This is a genomic window from Mycobacterium sp. NGS27, from assembly GCF_059813005.1.
Window position 1 is genome coordinate 498,444 of sequence record NZ_JCALDT010000005.1, and the last position, 23,715, is coordinate 522,158.

Consider the following 23,715-nt stretch of genomic DNA (forward strand, 5'->3'; position numbering starts at 1 on the left):
GCGGGGCGCGCCGACATGGTTCACACGAATTCGGACTTGGGGGACGGGCTGCCGCGACGGCGAACCCCGACGGCCGGTCAGCGAACGTTTGGGCGCTGCCGCGGGGCCCCTTACAGGTCCGTAAATAAGAGTTGCAGTCAGCCGATCGCTGCACTTCAGGACCCCGTTGGCTGGCCGGGTGCGCTTGTTCCGCCACGGTTCTTAGAGCTACGCCAGAATGTTTGCCGAAACCCGCACAGGGCGTGTTGACCTCCACTATGGTTTGGAGCGGTTTCACATACCTTGCCCTTCGGGCGGCTAGGGGAACTATTGAGGATTGATCGGTTCGGCGGCCGTACGGGGAGCTTTCTGGTCTTGGGCAGCAAGGTGGAGCACCACAGTCTGTGGGGCGGAGTCCCGACCGGCTGTCGCCCGGCCTCCGGCACGGCGAAGCGCACTTCGTGTCTCGCTTCCATCGAACAAAACCGGAGCACTACGCGGCCGTTGAATCATCCCAGCGGGCCGGCCTTCTGATCAGCAGCTCTGTTACTTAAAGGAGTCGATGGTGCTTGGGGACCGGGCACTTCCGCTGACGCGGGGTCAACTCGAGATTTGGCTTGCGCAGGAGACGGGTCAGCTGGGCACGGCATGGCAGTTGGGCCTGTTCGTGAAGTTCGAGGGCCCGATTGAACGTGAAGCCCTGGAGTGGGCGATCCGCCGATCCGTAAGCGAGGCCGAGCCACTGCGGGCCGCCTTCTTCGAGGTTGACGGCCAAGTTGTGCAAAGCGTGATCGATTACCCGGACGTCAAGGTCGACTTCTATGACCTGACCTGCTCGAGCGATTCGCTAGACGAAGCCCAACGGATCGCGTCGTCCATACAGAGCACGCCGATGCCCTTTACCGGGCCGCTGTTCAAATTCGCACTTTTTCAGGTGCGCCGCGATGAGTTCTATCTGTTCTGGTGCGTCCACCACATCGTCCTGGATGGGTCCGGCATAGCCCTGATCGGCCAGCGGCTTGCGGCCGTCTACTCTGCGGTTGTCTCCGGGGCACCCATCCCAGGTGCCCTCCTGGGTTCCTTGCAGGACTTGGTCGACTGCGAGCACGAATACGAGGCGTCCAAGGAATATCTGGAGGACCAGGACTACTGGACGCAGAACCTTCCGGCGGAAAGCGGAGAGCAGCATCGCTTGCCCCAACCCGGCGGCGAGCGGGAGCCGGAGCCGCCTTCTGACCCGGTTCGGTTGAACCCGTTGACAATTCGGCGTATCGACGAGTTATGCCGCGCGTGGAATGTGCCTCGCTCATCGGTCGTCACCGCGGCATGCGCGCTTCTGGTCCGCGGGTACCACGCGGATGCGTCAGAGGTGGTACTCGACTTTCCCGTCAGCAGGCGCGTGCGTCCGGAGTCGAAAACGCTGCCGGGGATGGTGGCCGGAGTTGTGCCCCTGGTGCTGAGGCTGTCGCCCGCGTCCACGGTTGCCGAATTCTGCGGATACGTGGACACCCGAATACGGGAAGCGGTGCAGCACCAGAGGTTTCCGGTGGAAGCCCTCGAGCGCAAAGCTCGAGGGCATGGGCGGTCATTCGACAGGGTGACCGTCAACTTTCTCCCGTCTCGATTCACCCTGCCGTTCGGCGGTGTCGCGGCTTCGGCTTCGTTGACCAACAGCGGCGTCGTCGACGGCTTCGGCCTCATGTTTTCCAGCTCGGGTGACGACCTCTTCCTCAGCACAGCGTCCAATGGGCAGTCATCCTGGAACTTCGAGGTTCGTGATCTCGCGAGACGGTTGGAACGGGTCTTGGCCGCCATGGCCGCCGACCCGACACGGCGGCTCTCGACGATCGATCTGCTGGATGCCACCGAGCACGATCGGTTGGGTGGTTGGGGCAACCAGCGGGCGCTGACCCGGCCGCCGAGCACGCCGGTTTCGATTCCGGCGTTGTTTGCTGCGCAGGCCGCCCTCGCCCCGGAGGCGTTAGCGCTGACCTACGACGGCCGCTCGATGTCCTATCAAGAGCTGGATGAGGCGTCCAACAGGCTGGCTCATCTCTTGGCCGCCGACGGCGTGGGTCCCGGACAGCGGGTGGCGTTGCTGCTGGCGCGCTCGGCCAAGACGGTCCTCGCGATGCTGGCGGTTCTCAAAACCGGTGCGGCATATGTGCCTATCGACCCCGCGCACCCCGACGCGCGCATCAAATTCATGGTCGACGATGCCGCGCCGATCGTCGCGGTCGCCTCGGCGGACCTGCGCCCACGGTTGGACGGATGCGGCGTTCCCGTTGTCGATGTCGACGACCCCCGGATCGAGACCTGCCCGGACACGGCCTTGCCGGCTCCCGCACCCGATGACATCGCCTATCTGATCTACACGTCGGGCACCACCGGTGTGCCCAAGGGGGTGGCCGTGAGCCACCGCAACGTCACCCAGCTGCTCGAGGTGCTCGATGCCTACCTGCCCCGGCCCGGGGTGTGGACGCAATGTCATTCGTACGGGTTCGACTCCTCGGTGTGGGAGATCTTCGGTTCGCTGCTGGGTGGCGGACGGCTGGTGGTGGTGCCCGAAGAGGTGGCCAGCTCCCCGGACGACCTGCACGCGTTGCTGGTGAGCGAGCACGTCGACGCGCTCGCCCGCACCCCGTCCGCCCTGGGGGTGCTGTCGCCGCAGGGCTTGGGATCGATGGCGGTGGCGGTCGCCGGCGAGCCGTGCCCCGCCGAGTTGGTGGAGCGGTGGGCGCCGGGGCGGACGATGCGCAATGCCTACGGTCCGACCGAGACGACGATGGTCGTGGCGATCAGCGCGCCGCTCGAGGCCGGGTCGGCGGGGGCAGGGTCGGTGCCGATCGGCGCACCGGTGCCCGGGGCGGCCCTGTTCGTGCTGGACGGGTGGTTGCATCCGGTGCCCGCCGGTGCGGTGGGTGAGTTGTACGTGGCCGGTGACGGGCTGGCCTACGGATATTTGGACCGCGCGGGCCTGAGCGCGTCGCGCTTTGTGGCGTGTCCGTCCGGGGGCGCGGGGCAGCGCATGTATCGCACCGGTGACCTGGTGTGTTGGGGCGTTGACGGGCAGTTGCGGTATGTCGGGCGCGCCGACGAGCAGGTCAAAATCCGCGGGTATCGCATCGAGTTGGGGGAAGTGCAGGCGGCTTTGGCCGGCCTGGACGGGGTCGAGCAGGCGGCGGTGATCGCCCGGGAGGACCGCCCCGGCGACAAACGTCTGGTCGGCTATGTCACCGGCATCGCCGACCCGGCCACCGTCCGCGCGAAGCTGGCGGAGCGGCTGCCTGCCTACATGGTGCCGACCGCGGTGGTGCCCCTCGACGCGCTGCCCCTGACGACCAACGGAAAGCTCGATGTCCGAGCGCTGCCGGCGCCGGAGTACCAGGACGGCAGACATTACCGGGCGCCCGCCGGCGCCACCGAGGAGATCCTGGCTGGGATCTACGCCCAGGTGCTGGGGCTCGAGCGGGTCGGGGTTGACGAGTCGTTCTTCGAGCTGGGCGGGGACAGCATTCTGTCGATGCAGGTGGTGGCCCGGGCGCGGGCAGCCGGCCTGGTGTTTCGGCCCCGGCATGTATTCGTCGAGCAGACGGTGGCCCGACTGGCCAGGGTCGCCGTGGTGGCCAGCGGCGAAGCCGGCCGCATCGACGAGGGTGTCGGGCCGGTCATCGCGACGCCGATCATGCGGTCGCTGCGGGACGTCGGTGGCCCGGTTGAGCAGTTCAACCAGACCGTGGTGGTGCATGCCCCGGCCGGGGTGAGCGAACCCGATGTGGTGGCCATGTTGCAGGCGCTGCTGGATCGTCACGCCATGTTGCGGCTGCGCGCTGACGACGACGGCGCCGGAAACTGGTTGCTGGAGGTTGCCGAACCCGGGTCGGTGGATGCCGGCGATTGCCTGCGAACGGTGGACGTGTTGTCCGAGGAGGCGATGGCCGAGGCCCGGTCGCGGCTGAACCCGGCCGCCGGGGTGATGCTCAGTGCGCTGTGGGCCGGCCCGACGGGCGAATTGGCGTTGATCATTCACCACCTCGCCGTTGACGGGGTGTCGTGGCGGATCCTGCTGGAAGACCTCAACCTCGCGTGGGTCCAGCGTCGCGGTGGGCAGCCGATAGCTCTGCCCGCGGCGGGCACCTCGTTTGCCCGGTGGTCGTCGCTGCTGGCGGAGCACGCCCTAAGCCCCGCGGTGGTGGAGCAGGCCGAGGCGTGGCGCCAGGTGGCGGCCACGCCCGCGGTGTTGCCCGCGGTGCAGCCCGGGGCGGATACCTTTGCCGCGGCCGGTCACTTGTCGCTGTCGTTGGACGCCGAGACCACCCGGGTCCTGCTCGGCGAGGTGCCGACGGCGTTTCATGCCGGAGTGCACGACATCTTGCTGATCGCGTTCGCGCTGGCGGTCGCGGAGTTTTGCGGGCGCCCTGCCGCGCCGATCGGCATCGACGTCGAGGGCCACGGGCGCCACGAGGAGCTGGCCGCCGATGTGGACCTGACCCGCACGGTGGGCTGGTTCACCACCAAATACCCTGCGGCGCTGAGCGTTTCAGGGCTGACGTGGGGCCAAGTGGTCGCCGGCGAGGCGGGGCTGGGGGCGCTGGTCAAGGACGCCAAGGAGCAGCTGCGCGCCCTACCGGATCCGTTGAGTTACGGCTTGCTGCGCTACTTGAATCCCGATGTCGAGCTGGTTGGCCCCAGCCCGGCGATCGGGTTCAACTATCTGGGCCGACTGGGTTCGGCGGCCGAGGTATTCGACGATGTGTGGCGGGTGCGCCGGGACGGGCTGTCGCTGAGCGGCGCGGTCGCGGGCATGCCGATGGCGATGCCGATGTCGCACACCGTGGAGCTCAACGCCGGCACGGTGGACACCGAATCCGGCCCGCGGCTGCACGCGAACTGGACGTGGGCCCCGTCGGCCGTGGATCGCGAACAGGTCGACCGGCTTGGCCGGTTGTGGTTTGAGGCCCTGGCCGGGATCTGTGCGCACGTTCGCGGTGGCGGGGGTGGTTGGACGCCATCAGATTTCGCCCCCGCTCGGTTGACCCAATCCCAGCTCGATGAGCTGCAGGAGCGGTACCGCATCGCTGACGTGTTGCCGTTGACCCCTTTGCAGCAGGGGCTGCTGTTCCACACCAGCAGCGCCCAGGGCGGCCGCGATGTGTACGCGGTCCAGCTGGACATCACTTTCAGCGGCCCCCTGGACCAGGGTCGGCTACGCGAGGCGCTGCACAACGTGATGACCCGGCATCCCAACCTGGCGGCCCGATTCTGCGCCGACTTCGACGAGCCGGTGCAGATCATCCCGGCCGATCCCGTGCTGCCGTGGCGGTACATCGACTTGGACGGCGTTGACTTGGACGTCGACGAATGGGTCGAAGAGATTGGGGCGGCCGAACGGGTCGCGGTGTGCGACCTGACCGACCCGCCGTCCTTCCGGGCGGTGTTGCTTCGCACCGCGGAAGACCGGCACCGATTGGTGCTGACCAATCATCACATCGTCCTGGATGGCTGGTCGTTGCCCATCCTGATGGCCGAAGTCTTCGCCGGCTATTACGGACGCCAGTTGCCCGCGGCACCGTCGTATCGCCACTTCGTCGGCTGGCTGGCCGAACGGGATCGCGAGGCGGCCCACGCCGCCTGGCGCGGGGTGCTGGCAGGTCTCGAGGCCGCGACCTTGGTGAGTCCGCCAGGGCGGTCAGAGCCGGGACCGCCAGGCGTTCAATCGTTTTGGATCTCTGCGGAGCTCACCCGTGCCATCGGCGAGTTGGCGCGCACGCAGCACACCACCGTCGCCGTCGTGCTGCAGGCCGCGTGGGCGCAGATGTTGGTGTGGCTGACCGGCCAGCACGATGTGGCCTTCGGTACCGCGGTGTCGGGGCGGCCGGCGGAATTGGCCGGTGCGGATTCGATGGTGGGGCTGCTGATCAACACCGTGCCGATGCGGGCACGTATCACCGCGGCAACCACGGGCGCCGACCTGCTGGATCAGCTGCAAGATTTCAACAACCACACGGTGGAGCACCAGCATCTGGCGCTGGCCGAGATCCACCGCGCCACCGGACACGACCAGTTGTTCGACACCTTGTTCGTCTTCGAAAACTACCCGGTGGACACCGCCGCGTTGGTTGGCGGCCATGAGCTGGCCATCACCCGGTTCGCCATGCACGAATCCACCCACTACCCGCTGGCGGTCGCTGCCATTCCAGGCCCCGAACTGGGCTTGCGCGTCGAGTACGACGCCGACATGTTCGACGCGGCCGGGGTCGAGTCGCTGTTCGCGCGGTTGCGGACGGTGCTGTCGGCCATGACCGCCGATACCGCTCGGCGACTGTTGTCGATTGATCTGCTCGATGAGGATGAGCGGGTCGGGCTGGACGAGTGGGGCAATCGTGCGGTGCTGGGCCGCCCGACGGCGTCGGTGTCGATTCCCGAGTTGTTCGCCGCGCAGGTCACGCGAACGCCGGAAGCGTTGGCGTTGACCTGTGACGGGCGCTCAATCTCGTACCGGGAGCTTGACGAGGCCTCGAATCGCTTGGCGCACTTGCTGATCGGATTGGGCGCGGGCCCGGCGGAGTGTGTGGCGCTGTTGGTGCCGCGCTCGGCCGAGGCGATCGTGGCGATCCTGGCGGTGCTCAAGTCCGGGGCGGCCTATCTGCCGATCGATCCCGCCCTGCCCGTGGCGCGGATCGAGTTCATGGTGGCCGACGCGAAGCCCGTCGCCGCGCTGACGACGGGGGCGCTTGCGGATCGGCTGGACGGATCCGCAGTGGCGGTCGTCGATGTCGATGATCCGGCTGTGGGACGCGAAGCCAGCACCGGGTTGCCGGCGATGCCGGCCCCGGATGATGTCGCTTACCTGATCTACACCTCGGGGACCACCGGTGTGCCCAAAGGGGTGGCAGTCGCACATCGCAGTGTCACCGGATTGTTGACCGCCGCGGCCGGTGGCCTGGCGGTGGGGCCCGGGCGGGTGTGGTCGCAATGGCATTCGCTCGTGTTCGACGTGTCGGTGTACGAGATCTTCGGGGCGTTGTTGCATGGCGGGCGGCTGGTCGTGGTGCCCGATGAGGTGGCCGCGTCAGCGGATGACTTGCACGCCTTGCTGATTCGCGAACAGGTGACCGTTCTGAACCAGACGCCCTCGGCGGTGGGGGTGATGTCGGCTGCGGGGTTGGAGTCGGCGGCGCTGGTGGTGGCCGGTGAGGCCTGCCCGGTAGAGCTGGTGGAGCGGTGGGCGCCGGGTCGGGTGATGATCAACGCCTATGGCCCCACCGAGGCGACGGTGTACGCAGCGGCCAGTGCGCCGTTGCAGCCGGGCTCTCCAGTGGTGCCCATCGGCTCGCCGGTGGCCGGGGCGGCGTTGTTCGTGCTCGATGCCGGGCTGCGCCGGGTGTCGGCCGGCGTGGCGGGTGAGCTGTATGTCGCCGGTGCCGGGCTGGCCTACGGGTACGCGCGTCGGGCGGGGTTGACGTCGTCGCGGTTCGTGGCATGTCCGTTCGGCGGACCGGGGCAACGGATGTATCGCACCGGGGATCTGGTGCGGTGGGGCGCTGATGGGCAGTTGCAGTATCTGGGTCGTGCCGATGATCAGGTGAAGATCCGCGGGTATCGCATCGAGCTGGGTGAGGTGCAGGCCGCGCTGGCCGGCGTCGATGGTGTCGACCAGGCGGCGGTGATCGCGCGGGAAGACCGTCCCGGCGACAAGCGGTTGGTCGGCTACATCACCGGTACCGCGGATGCGGCCCAGATCCGTGCCGAGCTGGCCGAGCGGCTGCCCGCATACATGGTGCCGGCGGCGATCGTGGCGGTGGAATCGTTGCCGCTGACGGTCAACGGCAAACTCGACCGGCGGGCGCTGCCGGCCCCGGAGTACGGCGATGTCGATCATTACCGGGCCCCGGCCACGGCCGTCGAGGAGATCCTGGCCGGAATCTTCGCCCACGTCTTGGGATTGGACCGGGTCGGCGTCGATGAGTCGTTCTTCGATATCGGTGGCGATTCGTTGTCGGCGATGCGCGCCATCGCCGCGACCAATAAGGCTCTGAAAACCCACCTTTCGGTGCGCACCTTGTTCGAGGCGCCCACCGTGGCCCAGTTGGCGCCGCAATTGGGCGGCGAAGGCGGTGGGCTGCAGCCGCTGGTGGCGATGGAGCGGCCCGAGGTGGTGCCGTTGTCGTTCGCGCAGAATCGGTTGTGGTTCATCGACCAGTTGCAGGGTCCTTCGGCGGTGTACAACATGGCGGTGGCGTTGCGGCTGAGCGGGCGCCTGAACGCCGAGGCGCTGGGGGCGGCGCTGGCCGATGTGGTGGGCCGTCACGAAAGTCTGCGGACATTGTTCCCGTCGGTGGACGGCGTTCCGCGGCAGCTGGTGATCCCGGCGGCGGAAGCTGACTTTGGTTGGCGGGTCGTGGATGCCACCGGTTGGTCGGCCGGCCGGGTGGAGCAGGCCGTCGCCGCGGTTGTGCGTGATCCGTTCGACCTCACTTCTGAGATCCCTTTGCGGGCAAGGCTTTTACGTGTCGCCGACGAGGAGCACGTGCTGGTGGCCGTGGTGCATCATATCGCCGCGGACGGCTTGTCGATCTCGCCGATGGTCAGTGATCTGGGGGTGGCCTATGCCGGTCGGTGTGCCGGACACACCCCGAGTTGGACGCCGCTGCCGGTGCAGTACGTCGATTACACGCTATGGCAGCGCGAACAATTCGGTGAATTGCAGGACCCGCACAGTCGGATCGCCGCGCAGCTGACCTACTGGGAAGACCAGTTGGCCGGGCTGCCCGAACGGCTCGAGTTGCCCACCGATCGGCCCTATCCGGCGGTGGCCGATTACCGCGGCGCCCGGTTGGTGGTGGATTGGCCGGCCGAGTTGCAGCAGCGGGTCGCTGGGCTGGCGGGCGAGCACAAGGCGACCGGTTTCATGGTGATGCAGGCCGCCCTGGCGGTGCTGCTCGCGAAGATGAGCGCCAGTTCCGATGTGGCCGTGGGCTTTCCGATCGCCGGGCGGCGCGACCCCGCACTGGACGAGCTGGTGGGGTCATTCGTCAACACGCTGGTGCTGCGCGTGGACGTGTCCGGTGATCCGACGGTTGCCGAACTGTTGGCTCGAGTGCGCCAGCGCAGCCTGGCCGCCTTCGAGCACCAGGACGTGCCGTTCGAGGTGCTGGTGGAGCGGCTCAACCCGGCCCGAAGCCGGTCCCATCATCCGCTGGTGCAGGTGATGTTGGCCTGGCAGAACTTCGCCGGCGACCCGGCCGCCGGCTTGGCGTTGAACGATCTGCAGGTCAGCCCGGTGCCGACGGACACCCGCACCGCCCGCATGGACCTGTCGTTCTCGTTGGCCGAACGCTGGAGCGAAGCCGGTGAGCCCGCGGGGATCGGCGGGGCGGTCGAGTTCCGCACGGACGTGTTCGATGCCGAAACCATCGGCGCGCTGATCGAGCGGTTGCGGCGGGTGTTGGCCGCTATGACCGCCGACCCGGCGCGGCGGCTGTCGTCGGTGGAGCTGATGGATGCCGACGAGCGCGCCCTCCTGGATCGGATCGGTAATCGGGCGGTGCTGGCTGTGCCCGATCCGACTGTGCGGGTGTCGATTCCGGGATTGTTCGCTGTGCAGGTGGCGCGGGCGCCGGGGGCGGTGGCGCTGTCGTTTGAGGGCTCGTCGATGACGTATCGGGAGCTCGACGAGGCGTCTAACCGGTTGGCGCATCTGTTGGTGGACCGGGGTGTTGGTCCGGGTGAGCGGGTGGGGTTGTTGTTGTCGCGGTCGGCGGAGGCGATCGTGGCGATTGTGGCGGTGCTCAAGACCGGTGCGGCGTATGTGCCGATCGATCCGGTGGTGCCCGCGGCGCGCATCGAGTTCTTGCTTGGTGATGCCGCGCCGGTTGCGGTGGTCACCACCGCAGAGCTGGCCGAGCGGGTGGACGGCCATGGCGTGGCCGTCATCGACGTGGCCGATCCGGGTATCGCGGCCCGGCCCAGCACCGCGTTGCCGGCACCGGCGCCCGAGGACATCGCGTATCTGATCTACACCTCGGGCACGACCGGTGTCCCCAAAGGCGTTGCCGTCACCCACCACAACGTGGTCCGCCTGTTCGACTCACTCGACATCGGCCTGCGGCTCGCGCCGGAGCAGGTGTGGACCCAATGTCATTCACTGGTCTTCGACTTTTCGGTGTGGGAGATCTGGGGTGCGCTTCTGCACGGCGGGCGGCTGGTCGTGGTCCCCGAGCCGGTGGTCCGGTCGCCGGAAGACCTGCACGCGTTGCTGATCGCCGAACAGGTCACCGTGCTGAGCCAAACCCCCTCCGCGGTCGCGATGCTGTCGCGGGAGGGCCTGGACTCCGTGGCGTTGATGGCGGCCGGTGAGGCCTGCCCCGCCGAGCTGGTCGAGCAGTGGGCGCCGGGGCGGCTGATGATGAACGGCTACGGCCCGACCGAAACCACGGTGTATGCGTCGATCAGCGCGCCGCTGCGCGCGGGATCCGGCGTGGTTCCGATCGGCACGCCGGTGCCCGGGGCCGCTTTGTTCGTCCTCGACACCTGGCTACGGCCGGTACCCGTCGGCGTCGTCGGCGAGTTGTATGTGGCCGGTTCCGGACTTTCGTGTGGCTATACGCGCCGGGCGGGGCTGACGGCCGCGCGGTTTGTGGCCTGTCCGTTCGCCGGTGACGGGGCACCGGGGCAGCGGATGTACCGCACCGGGGACTTGGTGTCCTGGGGTGGTGACGGGCAACTGATCTACCGGGGCCGCGCCGACGAGCAAGTCAAGATCCGCGGGTATCGCATCGAGTTGGGCGAGATCCAGGCGGCGTTGGCCAAACTGAACGAGGTCGAGCAGGCCGTGGTGATCGCGCGGGAGGACCGCGCCGGTGACAAGCGTCTGGTCGCGTACATCACCGGGTCCGCCGAACCCGCCCGGGTGCGCGCGGAGCTGGCCGAGCGCGTGCCGCCCTACATGGTCCCGGCCGCGGTGGTGGTGCTCGACGCCGTGCCGTTGACCGTCAACGGCAAACTCGACACGCGAGCCTTGCCGGCACCCGAATACGCCGCCGGCGACGATTACCACGCCCCGGCCAGTGGCATCGAGGAGATCCTGGCCGGCATCTACGCGGAAGTCCTCGGTGTCGACCGCGTCGGGGTTCAGGACTCGTTCTTCGATTTGGGTGGCGATTCGTTGTCGGCGATGCGAGTGGTCGCTGCGATCAACAAGTCCACGGGTGCCGACATTTCGGTCCGCACGTTGTTCGAGTCGCCCACCGTAGCCCAATTGGCTTTGCGGGTGGGCGACGCCGGGGGCGGGCTGGAGCCGCTGGTGGCCGCGGAGCGGCCCGCGGTGGTGCCGTTGTCGTTCGCGCAGAACCGGTTGTGGTTCATCGACCAGTTGCAGGGCCCTTCGGCCGTGTACAACATGGCGGTGGCGTTGCGGCTGAGTGGTCAGCTGGATGCCGCTGCCCTGGGGGCCGCCCTGACCGATGTGGTGGGCCGCCACGAAAGCCTGCGCACGCTGTTCCCGGCGGTCGAGGGGATTCCCCGGCAGGTGGTTATTCCTTTGCAGGAGAGTGACTTTGGCTGGCAGCGGGTGGATGCCACGGGTTGGCCGGCTGACCGGTTGCGGGACGCGATTGCGGAAACGACGCAGTGCGCGTTTGACCTGGAATCCGAAATCCCTTTGCGGGCAAGGCTTTTCCACATCGCGGACGAGGAGCACGTGCTCGTGACGGTGGTGCACCATATCGCCGCCGATGGCTTGTCGATCACCCCTCTGGTCCGTGATCTGGGTGTGGCCTATGCCAGCCGGTGTGCGGGGCGGGCCCCGGGCTGGGCGCCGTTGCCGGTGCAGTATGTCGACTACACGCTGTGGCAGCGCGAACAGTTGGGCGAGCTGCAGGACCCGGAGAGCCGCATCGGCGCCCAGCTGGCTTACTGGGAAGACACGCTGGCCGGGATGCCCGAACGGATTCAGCTGCCCACCGACCGGCCCTACCCGGCCGTGGCCGACTACCGCGGCGCCAGCGTGGAGGTGGATTGGCCGGCGCAGTTGCAGCAGCGGATCGCTCGGATCGCCCGCGAGCACGACGCGACCGGTTTCATGGTGATGCAGGCGGCCCTGGCGGTGCTACTGGCAAACCTCAGCGGCAGCGCCGACGTGGCGGTGGGGTTCCCGATCGCCGGACGGCGAGATGCCGCCCTCGATCCGTTGGTGGGTTTCTTCGTCAACACCTTGGTGTTGCGCGTCGACGTGGCCGGCGATCCCACCGTCGCCGAGGTATTGGCGCACGTGCGCCAACGCAGCCTTGCGGCCTACGAGCACCAAGACGTGCCGTTCGAGGTGCTGGTCGAGCGGCTCAACCCGACCCGGTCGCTGAACCATCACCCGCTGGTCCAGGTGATGCTCGCCTGGCAAAACTTCGCCGGCGACCCGGCCACCGGTTTGGCGCTGGGCGACATGTCGGTCAGCACCGTACCCACCGAGACCCGCACTGCCCGCGTGGACTTGACGTTCTCGTTGGCCGAACGTTGGACCAAAACCGGCGCCCCGGCCGGAATCGGTGGCGCGGTGGAGTTCCGCACCGATGTGTTCGACGCGGAGAGCATTCGGACGCTGATCGTGCGGTTGCAGCGGGTGTTGGAGGCCATCACCGTTGATCCCGACCGGCGGTTGTCGTCGATCGATCTGCTGATTCCCGGTGAACGCGCACGCCTGGACAAGATCGGCAACCGGGCGGTGCTGGACCGGCCGGCGACGTCGTCGGGCTCGATCCCGGAATTGTTCGCGGCGCAGGTGGCGCGCACGCCAGGGGCGGTGGCGCTGACATTCGAGGGCCGCTCGCTGAGCTACCGCGCGATCGATGAGGCGTCTAACCGGTTGGCGCACTTGCTCATTGCCCGCGGCGCGGGCCCGGGTGAGCGGGTGGCGCTGTTGTTGCCTCGGTCGGCTCAGGCGGTCGTGGCGATGTTGGCGGTCCTCAAGACCGGTGCGGCGTACGTGGCCATGGATCCGGCGCACCCGGCGGCGCGGACCGAGTTCATGGTGGCCGATGCCGGGCCGGTCGTCGCGATCACCACCGTGGGCTTGGCCGATCGCCTGAAGGCCCGCCGACTGGCGGTCGTCGACGTCAGCGATCCGGCAATCGCCTTCCAGCCCAGCGCCGCGTTGCCCGCACCGGCGGCCGAGGAAATCGCCTACCTGATCTACACATCGGGCACCACCGGAGTGCCCAAGGGGGTGGCGGTCGCTCACCGAAATGTCATTCGGCTGCTGGATTCGTTGAACGCCGACCAAGAGCTGGCGGGGCAGGTGTGGACGCAATGCCATTCGCTGGCCTTCGACTACTCGGTGTGGGAGATCTGGGGTGCGTTGCTGCACGGGGGGCGCTTGGTGGTGGTGCCCGATTCCGTCGTCCGGTCCCCGGATGACCTGCACGCGTTGGTGATTGGCGAACAAGTCAGCCTACTGAGTCAGACCCCGTCCGCGTTCTACGCGCTGCAGAGCGCGGATGCGCGCGCGGCCGAAGCGGGAAATCGACTCAACCTGCGGACAGTGGTGTTCGGTGGCGAGGCGCTGGAGCCCGGGCGCGTTGGCGCCTGGCTGGACCGCCATGGGGGCTCGCCGCGGCTCGTGAACATGTACGGCATCACCGAGACGACGGTGCATGCCTCGTTCCGGGAGATCGGCGCCGCCGACGTCGACCGCAGTGTCAGCCCGATCGGCTTGCCGTTGGCCCATCTCGGATTCTTTGTGCTCGACAAGTGCTTGCGCCCGGTGCCGGTGGGCGTCGTGGGCGAGTTGTATGTGGCCGGCGGCGGGCTGGCGTACGGATATGTGGGCCGGGCGGGGTTGAGTGCGGCACGGTTCGTGGCGTGTCCGTTCGCCGGCGACGGCGCGTCCGGATCGCGGATGTATCGCACCGGGGATTTGGTGCGCTGGGGGGCCGACGGCGAGCTGCAGTATCTGGGGCGTGCCGACGATCAGGTCAAGATCCGCGGCTATCGCATCGAGCTCGGTGAAGTGCAGGCCGCCCTGTCCGGGCTGGCCGGGGTCGAGCAAGCAGTGGTGGTCGCGCGCGAGGACCGTCCCGGCGACAAGCGGCTGGTCGGCTACGTGACGGGGGCCGCGGATCGGGCCCAGATCCGCACGGAGCTGGCCGAGCGCCTGCCCGCGTACATGGTGCCGGCGGCGGTGGTGGTGCTCGACCGCCTGCCGTTGACCGTCAACGGCAAGCTCGACATCCGGGCGCTGCCGGCACCGGAGTACAAGGAAGGCGGTCATTACCGGGGCCCCACCAGCGCCGTCGAAGATCTTTTGGCCGGGGTCTACGCCCAGGTGCTGGGGCTCGAGCGGGTCGGCGTCGATGAATCGTTCTTCGACTTGGGTGGGGACTCGTTGTCGGCGATGCGGGTGGTGGCGGCGGTCAACACCGCTCTGGATGCCGGCCTTGCGGTGCGCGCCTTGTTCGAGGCGCCCACGGTAGCCGACTTGGCGTTGCGCCTCGGCGACGCCGGCGGTGGGCTGGAACCGCTGGTGGCGGTGGAGCGGCCCGAGGTGGTGCCGTTGTCGTTCGCGCAGAACCGGCTGTGGTTCGTCGATCAGCTGCAGGGCGGCTCACCGGTGTACAACATGGCGCTCGGGTTGCAGCTGAGCGGGCGTCTGGATGCCGACGTACTGAGGGCGGCGCTGGTCGACGTGGTCGGTCGCCACGAAAGCCTGCGCACGCTTTTCCCGTCGGTCGAGGGGATCCCCCGGCAGGTCGTGGTGCCGGTCGAGCTCGCCGATTTCGGTTGGCACGTGGTGGACGCCGGCGGCTGGTCGGCTGACCGGCTGACTGACGCCGTCGGGGAGGTGGTGCGCGACCCGTTTGACCTGACCTCCCAAATCCCTTTGCGCGCAAAGCTTTATCGCGTCAGCGACACCGAGCATGTGCTGGTGGCCGTCCTGCACCATATCGCCGCGGACGGCTGGTCGATCGGGCCGCTGGTGGGCGATCTCGGTGTCGCGTACGCCAGCCGGTGTGCGGGCCAGGCCCCGAGTTGGGTGCCGTTGCCGGTGCAGTATGTCGACTACACGCTGTGGCAGCGCGAACAGCTGGGTGAGCTGCAGGACCCGCAAAGCCTGATCGGCGCCCAGCTGGCTTACTGGGAAGACGCGCTGGCCGGCATGCCCGAGCGCATTCAGCTGCCCACCGATCGGCCCTATCCACCGGCGGCCGATTACCGCGGGGCCCGCGTGGTGGTGGATTGGCCGGCGCAGTTGCAGGAGCAGGTGGCCCGGCTGGCTCGTGAGCACAATGCGACGAGCTTCATGGTGATGCAGGCCGCTTTGGCGGTGCTGCTGGCCAAGATCAGCGCCAATTCTGATGTGGCCGTAGGGTTTCCGATCGCGGGCCGCCGCGACCCCGCGCTCGATGGTCTGGTGGGGTGCTTCGTCAACACCTTGGTGTTGCGGGTTGATCTGGCCGAGGACCCCACCGTCGCCGAGTTGTTGGCCCAGGTGCGGCAGCGCAGCCTCGCCGCCTACGAGCACCAAGACGTGCCGTTTGAGCTGCTGGTGGAACGGCTCAACCCGACCCGATCGATGAACCATCACCCGCTGGTGCAGGTGTTGTTCGCTTGGCAGAACTTCGCCGGGCAGGAAAACGACCCCGCCGCGGGTCTGAGCTTGGGCGACCTGCAGGTCACCCAGGCGCCGGTGGACACTCGCACCGCCCGGATGGACCTGACGTTCTCGTTGGCCGAACGCTGGACCGAGTCCGGTGAGCCTGCCGGGATCGGCGGCGAGGTGGAATTCCGCACCGATGTGTTCGACGCGGCCAGCATCGAGGTGTTGATCGAGCGGTTGGGGCGGGTGCTGGCGGCCGTCACCGCCGACCCCGGTCGGCGGTTGTCGTCGCTGGATCTGCTCGACACAGCGGAGCACGCCCGGCTGGCGACGTGGGGTAACCGGGCGGTGCTCGCCCGGTCGCCGGCCCCGGCAGTGTCGGTTCCAGGGTTGTTCGCCGCGCAGGCGGCGCGCACGCCGGAAGCCGTGGCATTGACCTTCGAGGGCCGCTCGATGACTTACCTGGAGCTTGAGGAGGACGCCAACCGACTGGCCCACCACTTGGCCGGCCACGGCGTCGGCCCGGGTGCCTGTGTGGCGCTGCACATTCCGCGTTCTGACCGGGCGATCGTGGCGATCCTGGCGGTGCTCAAAACGGGAGCGGCATATGTGCCGATCGACCCGGCGCTGCCGGCGACCCGGATCGACTTCATGCTCGGCGACGCCGCGCCGATCGCCGCCATCGCCACCGATGGGCTGCGTGGGCGGCTCGACGGGCACGACGTTGCGGTGATCGATATCGACGACCCGGCTGTTCGCGGTCGTGACTGCACTCCCTTGCCGCCGCCTTCCGCGGATTCCGTCGCCTACATCATCTACACCTCCGGGACTACCGGTGTCCCCAAGGGCGTGGCCATAACTCACGACAACGTGATCCAGTACATCGGCTCACTGCCCGCCGATCTGCGCCGCCCCGGCGTCTGGACGCAGTGGTTCTCCCTGTCGTTCGACTTCTCGGTCCTCGAGATCTGGGGGGCGCTCTTCAACGGTGGGCGGCTGGTGGTGGTCCCCGAGTGGATGACGAACTCGACGACCGACCTGCACGACCTGCTGATATCCGAACGAGTCGACGTCTTTGGTCAAACCCCTTCAGCGGCAGGGGCTATGGCGCCCGAGGGGTTGGAGTCGGTTGCCTTACTCGTGGGTGGTGAAGCGTGCCCGGCCGACCTGGTGGACCGGTGGGCGACCCCCGGGCGGCTGATGATCAACAAGTACGGCCCGACCGAGGCCACGGTGGATGTGACCTACAGCGCGCCGTTGCTCGCGGGTTCGGGGGCGCCGCCAATCGGTTCGACACTGCCGGGCGCGGCACTGTTCGTGCTTGACATGTGGCTGCGGCCGGTCCCGCCCGGTGTGCTTGGTGAGTTGTACATATCCGGTACCACCGTGGGGTACGGATATTGGCGCCGGCCCGGTTTGACCGCATCGCGATTTGTCGCCTGCCCGTTCGGCGGCCCGGAAGCGCCGGCACAACGGATGTATCGCACCGGCGATCTGGTGTCCTGGGATGCTGACGGGCAGCTGCGGTATGCGGGGCGTGCGGATGAGCAGGTCAAGATCCGCGGCTATCGCATCGAGTTGGCCGAAGTCCAGATGGCGCTGGCTGACCTGGATGGCGTGGCACAGGCGGCGGTGGTCGCCCGGGAGGATCGCCCCGGCGACAAACGCCTGGTCGGCTACATCACCGGGGCCGCGGAGCCCGCGACGTTGAAAAGCGCTCTGGCCGAGCGATTGCCGGCCTACATGGTGCCGGCCGCGTTGGTGGTGCTCGACGCGTTGCCGTTGACCGTCAACGGCAAGCTCGACGTGCGCGCCCTACCGGCACCCGAATACACCGATGCCGGTCAATACCGTGCCCCGACCAACCCGACCGAAGAGATCCTGGCCGGCCTCTACGCCCAAGTCCTCGGACTGGACCGGGTCGGAGTCGACGAATCGTTCTTCGAACTGGGCGGCGATTCGCTGTCGGCGATGCGGGTCGTCGCCGCGGTCAACAGCACGTTGAACGCCGGCCTCGCGGTGCGCGCTCTTTTCGAGGCGCCCACGGTGGCACAGCTGGCGCCCCGCATCGGTGCGGACGAGAGCCGACTCGAGCCGTTGGTTCCGGTCGAGCGGCCCGAGATAGTCCCATTGTCGTTCGCCCAGAACCGGCTGTGGATCATCGATCAGTTGCATGGGCCCTCACCCGTGTACAACATGGCGGTGGCCCTGCGCCTGGACGGGCGCCTCGATGTGGATGCGCTCGCGACGGCGATGACCGACGTGGTGGGCCGTCACGAGAGCCTGCGCACGCAGTTCCCGTCGGTCGAGGGGATTCCCCAACAGCTGGTGGTGGCGGTCGAGCGGGCCCGCTTCGGCTGGGACGTCGTCGATGCGACGGGCTGGCCGGAGAGCCGGCTGGAGGAGGCCGTCGGCACGGTGGTGCGCCGCCCCTTCGATCTGGCTACCGATATTCCCTTGCGCGCAGCGCTTTTCCGGGTCGCCGCCGACGAACACGTCCTGGTGGCGGTGGTGCACCATATCGCCGGCGACGGTTGGTCGATGACGCCGTTGGTGCGTGATCTGGGAGTGGCCTATGCCGGCCGGTGTGCGGGACAGGCCCCGGATTGGGCGCCGCTGCCGGTGCAGTACGCCGACTACACGTTGTGGCAGCGAGCCCAATTCGGCGATCTGAGCGACAGCCAGAGCCGCATCGGTGCGCAGCTGGCGTATTGGGAAGACGCGCTGGCCGGGATGCCCGAGCGCATCCAGCTGCCCACCGATCGGCCCTACCCGCCGGTGGCCGACTACCGCGGCGCGCACGTCGCCGTCGAATGGCCGCCGGAGTTGCAGCAACGGGTGGCCCAAGTGGCACGCGAGCACAACGCGACCAGCTTCATGGTCATGCAGGCCGCTCTCGCCGTGCTGCTCTCGAAGATCAGCGCCAGCAGCGACGTCGCGGTCGGGTTCCCGATCGCGGGCCGCCGCGATCCGGTGCTGGACGATCTGGTGGGATTCTTCATCAACACCCTGGTGCTCCGGGTGGACCTGGCGGGAGACCCCTCAGTCGCCGAGTTGCTGGCGCAGGTCCGCAGTCGAAGCCTGGCGGCCTACGAACATCAAGACGTGCCGTTCGAGGTGCTCGTGGAGCGGCTCAACCCGACCCGAAGCCTGACCCATCACCCGCTGGTCCAGGTGTTGTTGGCGTGGCAGAACTTCAGCGGGCCGGACATCGGGTCCACCACCGGATTGCGGTTGGGTGATTTGGAGGTCACCACGCTGCCCGCCGACACTCAGGTCGCCCGCACAGACCTGACGTTCTCGTTCGCCGAACGCTGGACGGAGGCCGGTGAGCCCGCCGGGATCGACGGGATGGTCGAGTTCCGCACCGACGTGTTCGACGCCGACAGCATCGAGGCGCTGATCAAGCGGTTGGAGCGGGTATTGCTGGCGCTGACCGCGGACCCGTCCCGGCGGCTGTCGTCGGTCGATCTCCTCGACGACACCGAGCGCGCCCAGCTGCTCGGGTGGGGTAACCGGCCGGCGCTGAGCCGGCGTGTCACCGCCTCGCCGTCGATTCCGGAACTGTTCGCCGTCCAGGTGGCGCGCGCGCCGCAGGCCGTCGCGGTCACTTCTGCGGGCCTGTCGATGACCTATCGCGAGCTCGATGAGGCCGCCAACCGGCTGGCGCGATTCCTGGTCGCTCACGGTGCGCGCCCGGGTGAGCGGGTGGCGCTGCTGTTCTCCCGCTCGGCCGAGGCCATCACGGCGATCCTGGCGGTTTTGAAGACCGGTGCGGCGTACGTGCCGTTCGACCCGGAGCATCCACCGGCGCGAATGGAGTTCATGCTCGGCGATGCCGCGCCGATCGCGGTCGTCACCACGGCAGCCCTGCGCTCGCGCCTGGATGGGCGTGGCCTGCCGGTCATCGAGTTCGACGATCCCCGCATCCGTGCCTATCCGGCTAGCGCCCTGCCCGCGCCCGCGCCCGATGACATCGCCTACCTGATCTACACCTCAGGCACTACCGGTGTGCCCAAGGGCGTTGCCATCAGCCACCTCAACGTCACCGAGCTGTTCGAATCGCTCGAGGGCGAGATGCAGCTCGAGGAGCAGGTGTGGACGCAGGCGCACTCCCTGGCCTTCGACATTTCCGTCTGGGAGATCTGGGGTGCGCTGTTGTACGGCGGCCGGGTGGTCGTGGTCCCCGAGTCGGTGACGCGGTCACCGGAAGACTTCCACGCCACGCTGGTGACCGAACAGGTCAGTGTGTTGAGTCAGGTGCCTTCGGGGTTCTACGCGCTGCAAACCGCGGACACGCTGTCACCCAAGCTCGGACGTCAGCTGAAGCTGCGGGCGGTCGTGTTCGGCGGTGAGGCGTTGGAGCCGCAGCGTCTTCGAACGTGGTGGCAGAACCATCCCGGAATGCCACGTCTGCTGAACCTGTACGGCACGACGGAGACCACGGTGCACGCCTCCTTCCGGGAGATCGTCGACGGTGACCTGGACAGCGCTGCGAGCCCGATCGGGGTGCCGCTGGCGCATCTGGCGTTCTTCGTGCTGGACGGGTCGCTGCGGCCGGTGCCGGTCGGTGTGGTCGGGGATCTGTATGTGGCCGGTTCCGCGGCGGCGTACGGCTATGTGGGACGGGCCGGGCTGACGGCGTCGCGGTTTGTGGCGTGTCCGTTCGGCGGCGACGGGGCATCGGCCCAGCGCATGTATCGCACCGGGGACCTGGTGTGTTGGGGCGCCGATGGGGAGCTGCGGTATCTCGGCCGTGCCGACGAGCAGGTCAAGATCCGCGGATATCGCATCGAGTTGGGCGAAGTGCAGGCCGCGCTGCTGGGGCTGGACGGGGTGGAGCAGGCGGCGGTGATCGCCCGGGAGGATCGCCCCGGCGACAAGCGCCTGGTCGGCTACATGACCGGCAGCGCCGACCCGGCCCACGTGCGCAGCGCGTTGGCGGAGCGGTTGCCCGCGTACATGGTGCCGGCCGCGGTGGTGGTCCTGGACGCGCTGCCGCTGACGGTCAACAGCAAGCTCGATAAGCGTGCTCTGCCCGCACCGGAGTACCAGGACGCCGATCACTACCGGGCACCCGGCAGCGCGGTCGAGGAGATTCTGGCCGGGATTTACGCCCAGGTGCTGGGGCTCGAGCGGGTCGGGGCCGACGAGTCTTTCTTTGAGCTCGGCGGGGACAGCATTTTGTCCATGCAGGTGGTGGCCCGGGCCCGCGCCGCCGGCCTGGTGTGTCGGCCGCGCGACATTTTCGTCGAGCAGACCGTGGCGCGGCTGGCCCGGGTGGCGGGGGTGGCCGACGGTGCGGGCGGCCCGGTCGACGAGGGCGTCGGGCAGGTGCTCGCTACCCCGATCATGCGGTGGTTGCACAGCGTCGAGGGCCCGGTGGACCAGTTCAACCAGACGGTGATGGCGCAGGCCCCGGCGGGTGTGACCGAGGCCGACGTCGTTGCGATCTTGCAGGCGTTGGTGGATCGGCACGCCATGTTGCGGTTGCGCGTCGACGACGATGGCGCCGGCGGCTGGTCATTGACGGTGCCGGTGGCCGGGTCGGTGGATGCCAACGATCGCCTGCAAGCGGTGGACGTGTTGTCCGAGGAGGCGCTGGTCAAGGCGCGGTCGCGGTTGAACCCGGCCGCCGGGGTGATGCTCAGCGCGCTATGGGCCGACTCGACGGGTCAGCTGGCGCTGATCATTCACCACCTGGCCGTTGACGGGGTCTCGTGGCGGATCCTGCTGGAGGACCTCAACACCGCCTGGGTCCAGCGCCGCGGCGGGCAGCCGATCACACTGCCGGCGGCGGGGACGTCGTTCGCCCGGTGGTCGGCGCTGCTGGCGGAGCACGCCCTAAGCCCTGAGGTGGTGGAGCAGGCCGACACGTGGCGGCAGGTGGCGGCGCTTCCGGCGGTGCTGCCCGCGCTGCGGCCCGCGGTGGATACGTTCGCCGCGGCCGGTCACTTATCGGTGTCGCTGGACGCCGACACGACCCGGATGCTGCTGGGCGAGGTGCCGACGGCGTTCCATGCCGGGGTGCACGACATATTGCTGATCGCTTTCGGACTGGCGTTGGCGGAATTGCTGGGCCCCGGCGGCGCGCCGATCGGCATCGACGTGGAGGGTCATGGGCGCCACGAGGAGCTGGCCGCCGATGTGGACCTGTCGGGCACGGTGGGGTGGTTCACCACCAAATACCCAGTGGCGTTGAGCCTCGGTGGGCTGGCGTGGAGCCAGGTAGTGGCCGGCGAGGCGGCATTGGGGGCGGTGATCAAGGACGCCAAGGAGCAGCTGCGCGCCCTGCCCGACCCGCTGGGCTACGGTCTGCTTCGGTATCTGAATCCCGATGTCGAGTTGGGGGGATCCGACCCAACCGTCGGGTTCAACTATCTGGGGCGGCTGGGCGCTGGGGCTGACCTCTCCGACGACATGTGGCGCCTGTGCCAGGACAGCTTGGCGTTGACCGGGGCGGCCGCGGCGATACCCATGCCGCTGATGCACACCGTGGACTTGAACGCCGGCACCGTGGACACCGACACCGGCCCGCACCTGCACGCGAACTGGACGTGGGCGCCGTCGGCGGTGGATCGCGAGCAGGTCGACCGGCTGGGCCGGTTGTGGTTTGAGGCCCTTGCCGGTATCTGCGCCCATGTTCGCGGTGGCGGGGGCGGGTTGACACCGTCCGATGTCGCGCCGGCCCGGTTGAGCCAGCCGCAGCTCGACGAACTGCAGGCGCAGTACCGCATCGCTGACGTGTTGCCGTTGACACCGTTGCAGCAGGGCCTGCTGTTCCACACCGCCACCACGCAGCGCGGCGACGATGTGTATGCGGTGCAGTTGGACATCACCTTGAGCGGCGCCCTGGATGAGGACCGCCTGCACGAGGCGGTCAACGCGGTGGTAAGCCGGCATCCGAATCTGGCAGCCCGATTCTGCGCGCAGTTCGACGAGCCGGTGCAGCTGATTCCGGCCGATCCCGTGGTGCCTTGGCGGTATGTCGCAATCGACGCCCACGGCGCCGGGGTCGATCAACAGGTGCAGGACATATGTGCTGCCGAACGCGCCGCGGTGTGCGATCTGGCCGACCCCCCGGCGTTCCGGGCGGCATTGATCCGTACCGCGCCGGATCGGCACAGGTTCATCCTGACCAATCACCACATCGTCATGGATGGTTGGTCGCTGCCGATCCTGCTGGGCGAAGTGATTGCCAGCTACTACAAGCAGCGACTGCCCGCGGCCGCGCCGTATCGCCACTTTGTGAGTTGGCTGGCCGACCGCGACCTTGATGCCGCCCGCATCGCCTGGCGTGAGGTGCTCGCCGACTTCGACACGCCCACCTTGGTGGGTCCGCCCGGGCGACTGCGGCTCGGAAAGCGAGGCGTCGCCTCGTTCACGGTCCCTGCGGACACCACCGGGGCGATCGGCGAGCTGGCGCGGTCGCATCACACGACCGTGAACATCGTGATGCAGGCCGCGTGGGCGCAGATATTGATGTGGCTGACCGGCCGGCACGACGTCGCGTTCGGCACTGCGGTGTCGGGGCGGCCGACGGAGTTGTCCGGTGCGGATTCGATGGTCGGGCTGTTGATCAACACGGTCCCGATGCGCGCGCGCATCACCGCGGCAACCACGGTCGCCGGCTTATTGAATCAACTGCAGGACGTCTATAACGCGACTCTGGACCATCAGCACCTGGCGCTCGGGGAAATCCACCGCGCCACCGGACACGACCAGTTGTTCGACACCTTGTTCGTCTTCGAGAACTATCCCGTCGACGCCGCCGCGCTCGCGGGCGATCACGAGTTGGCCATCACCGACGTCGCGGCCCGGGAAAACAACCACTACCCGCTGGCGGTGCAAGTCCAGCCCGGTGCGCAGTTGAGTCTTCGCGTCGAGTACGACACCGACGTGTTCGACGCAACCAGGATCGAGTCGCTCTTCAGGAGGTTGCAAAAGGTGCTGGTGGTTATGACCGCCGATGCGGAGCAGCAATCGTGACCGCCGATACGACTCGGCGGTTGTTGTCGATTGATCTGCTCGATGACGACGAGCAGGTCGGGCTCGATGAGTGGGGCAATCGGGCGGCGCTGGGCCGCCCACCGTCGTCGGTGTCCATTCCCGAGTTGTTCGCCGCACAGGTAGGCCGCACGTCGCAG

Annotated in this window: 2 protein-coding genes; both read left to right on the forward strand. The window is 68.2% G+C overall.

Features of this window, described 5'->3' with window-relative positions; genetic code table 11:
- Window positions 1-309: 309 nt before the first annotated feature.
- Entirely contained in the window at window positions 310-513 is a 204-nt protein-coding gene (locus AC5Y30_RS16875; protein WP_499919795.1) for an MbtH family NRPS accessory protein, read from the forward strand.
- 28 nt (window positions 514-541) lie between these two features.
- A complete protein-coding gene (locus AC5Y30_RS16880; protein WP_499919796.1) occupies window positions 542-23,557 on the forward strand; it encodes a non-ribosomal peptide synthase/polyketide synthase in 23,016 nt (7,671 codons plus the stop codon).
- The last annotated feature ends 158 nt before the right edge of the window (window positions 23,558-23,715 follow it).

Coding starts and splice junctions, on each gene's coding strand:
- AC5Y30_RS16880 (WP_499919796.1), top strand. CDS start 542: ATGGTGCTTGGGGACCGGGCACTTCCGCTGACGCGGGGTCAACTCGAG.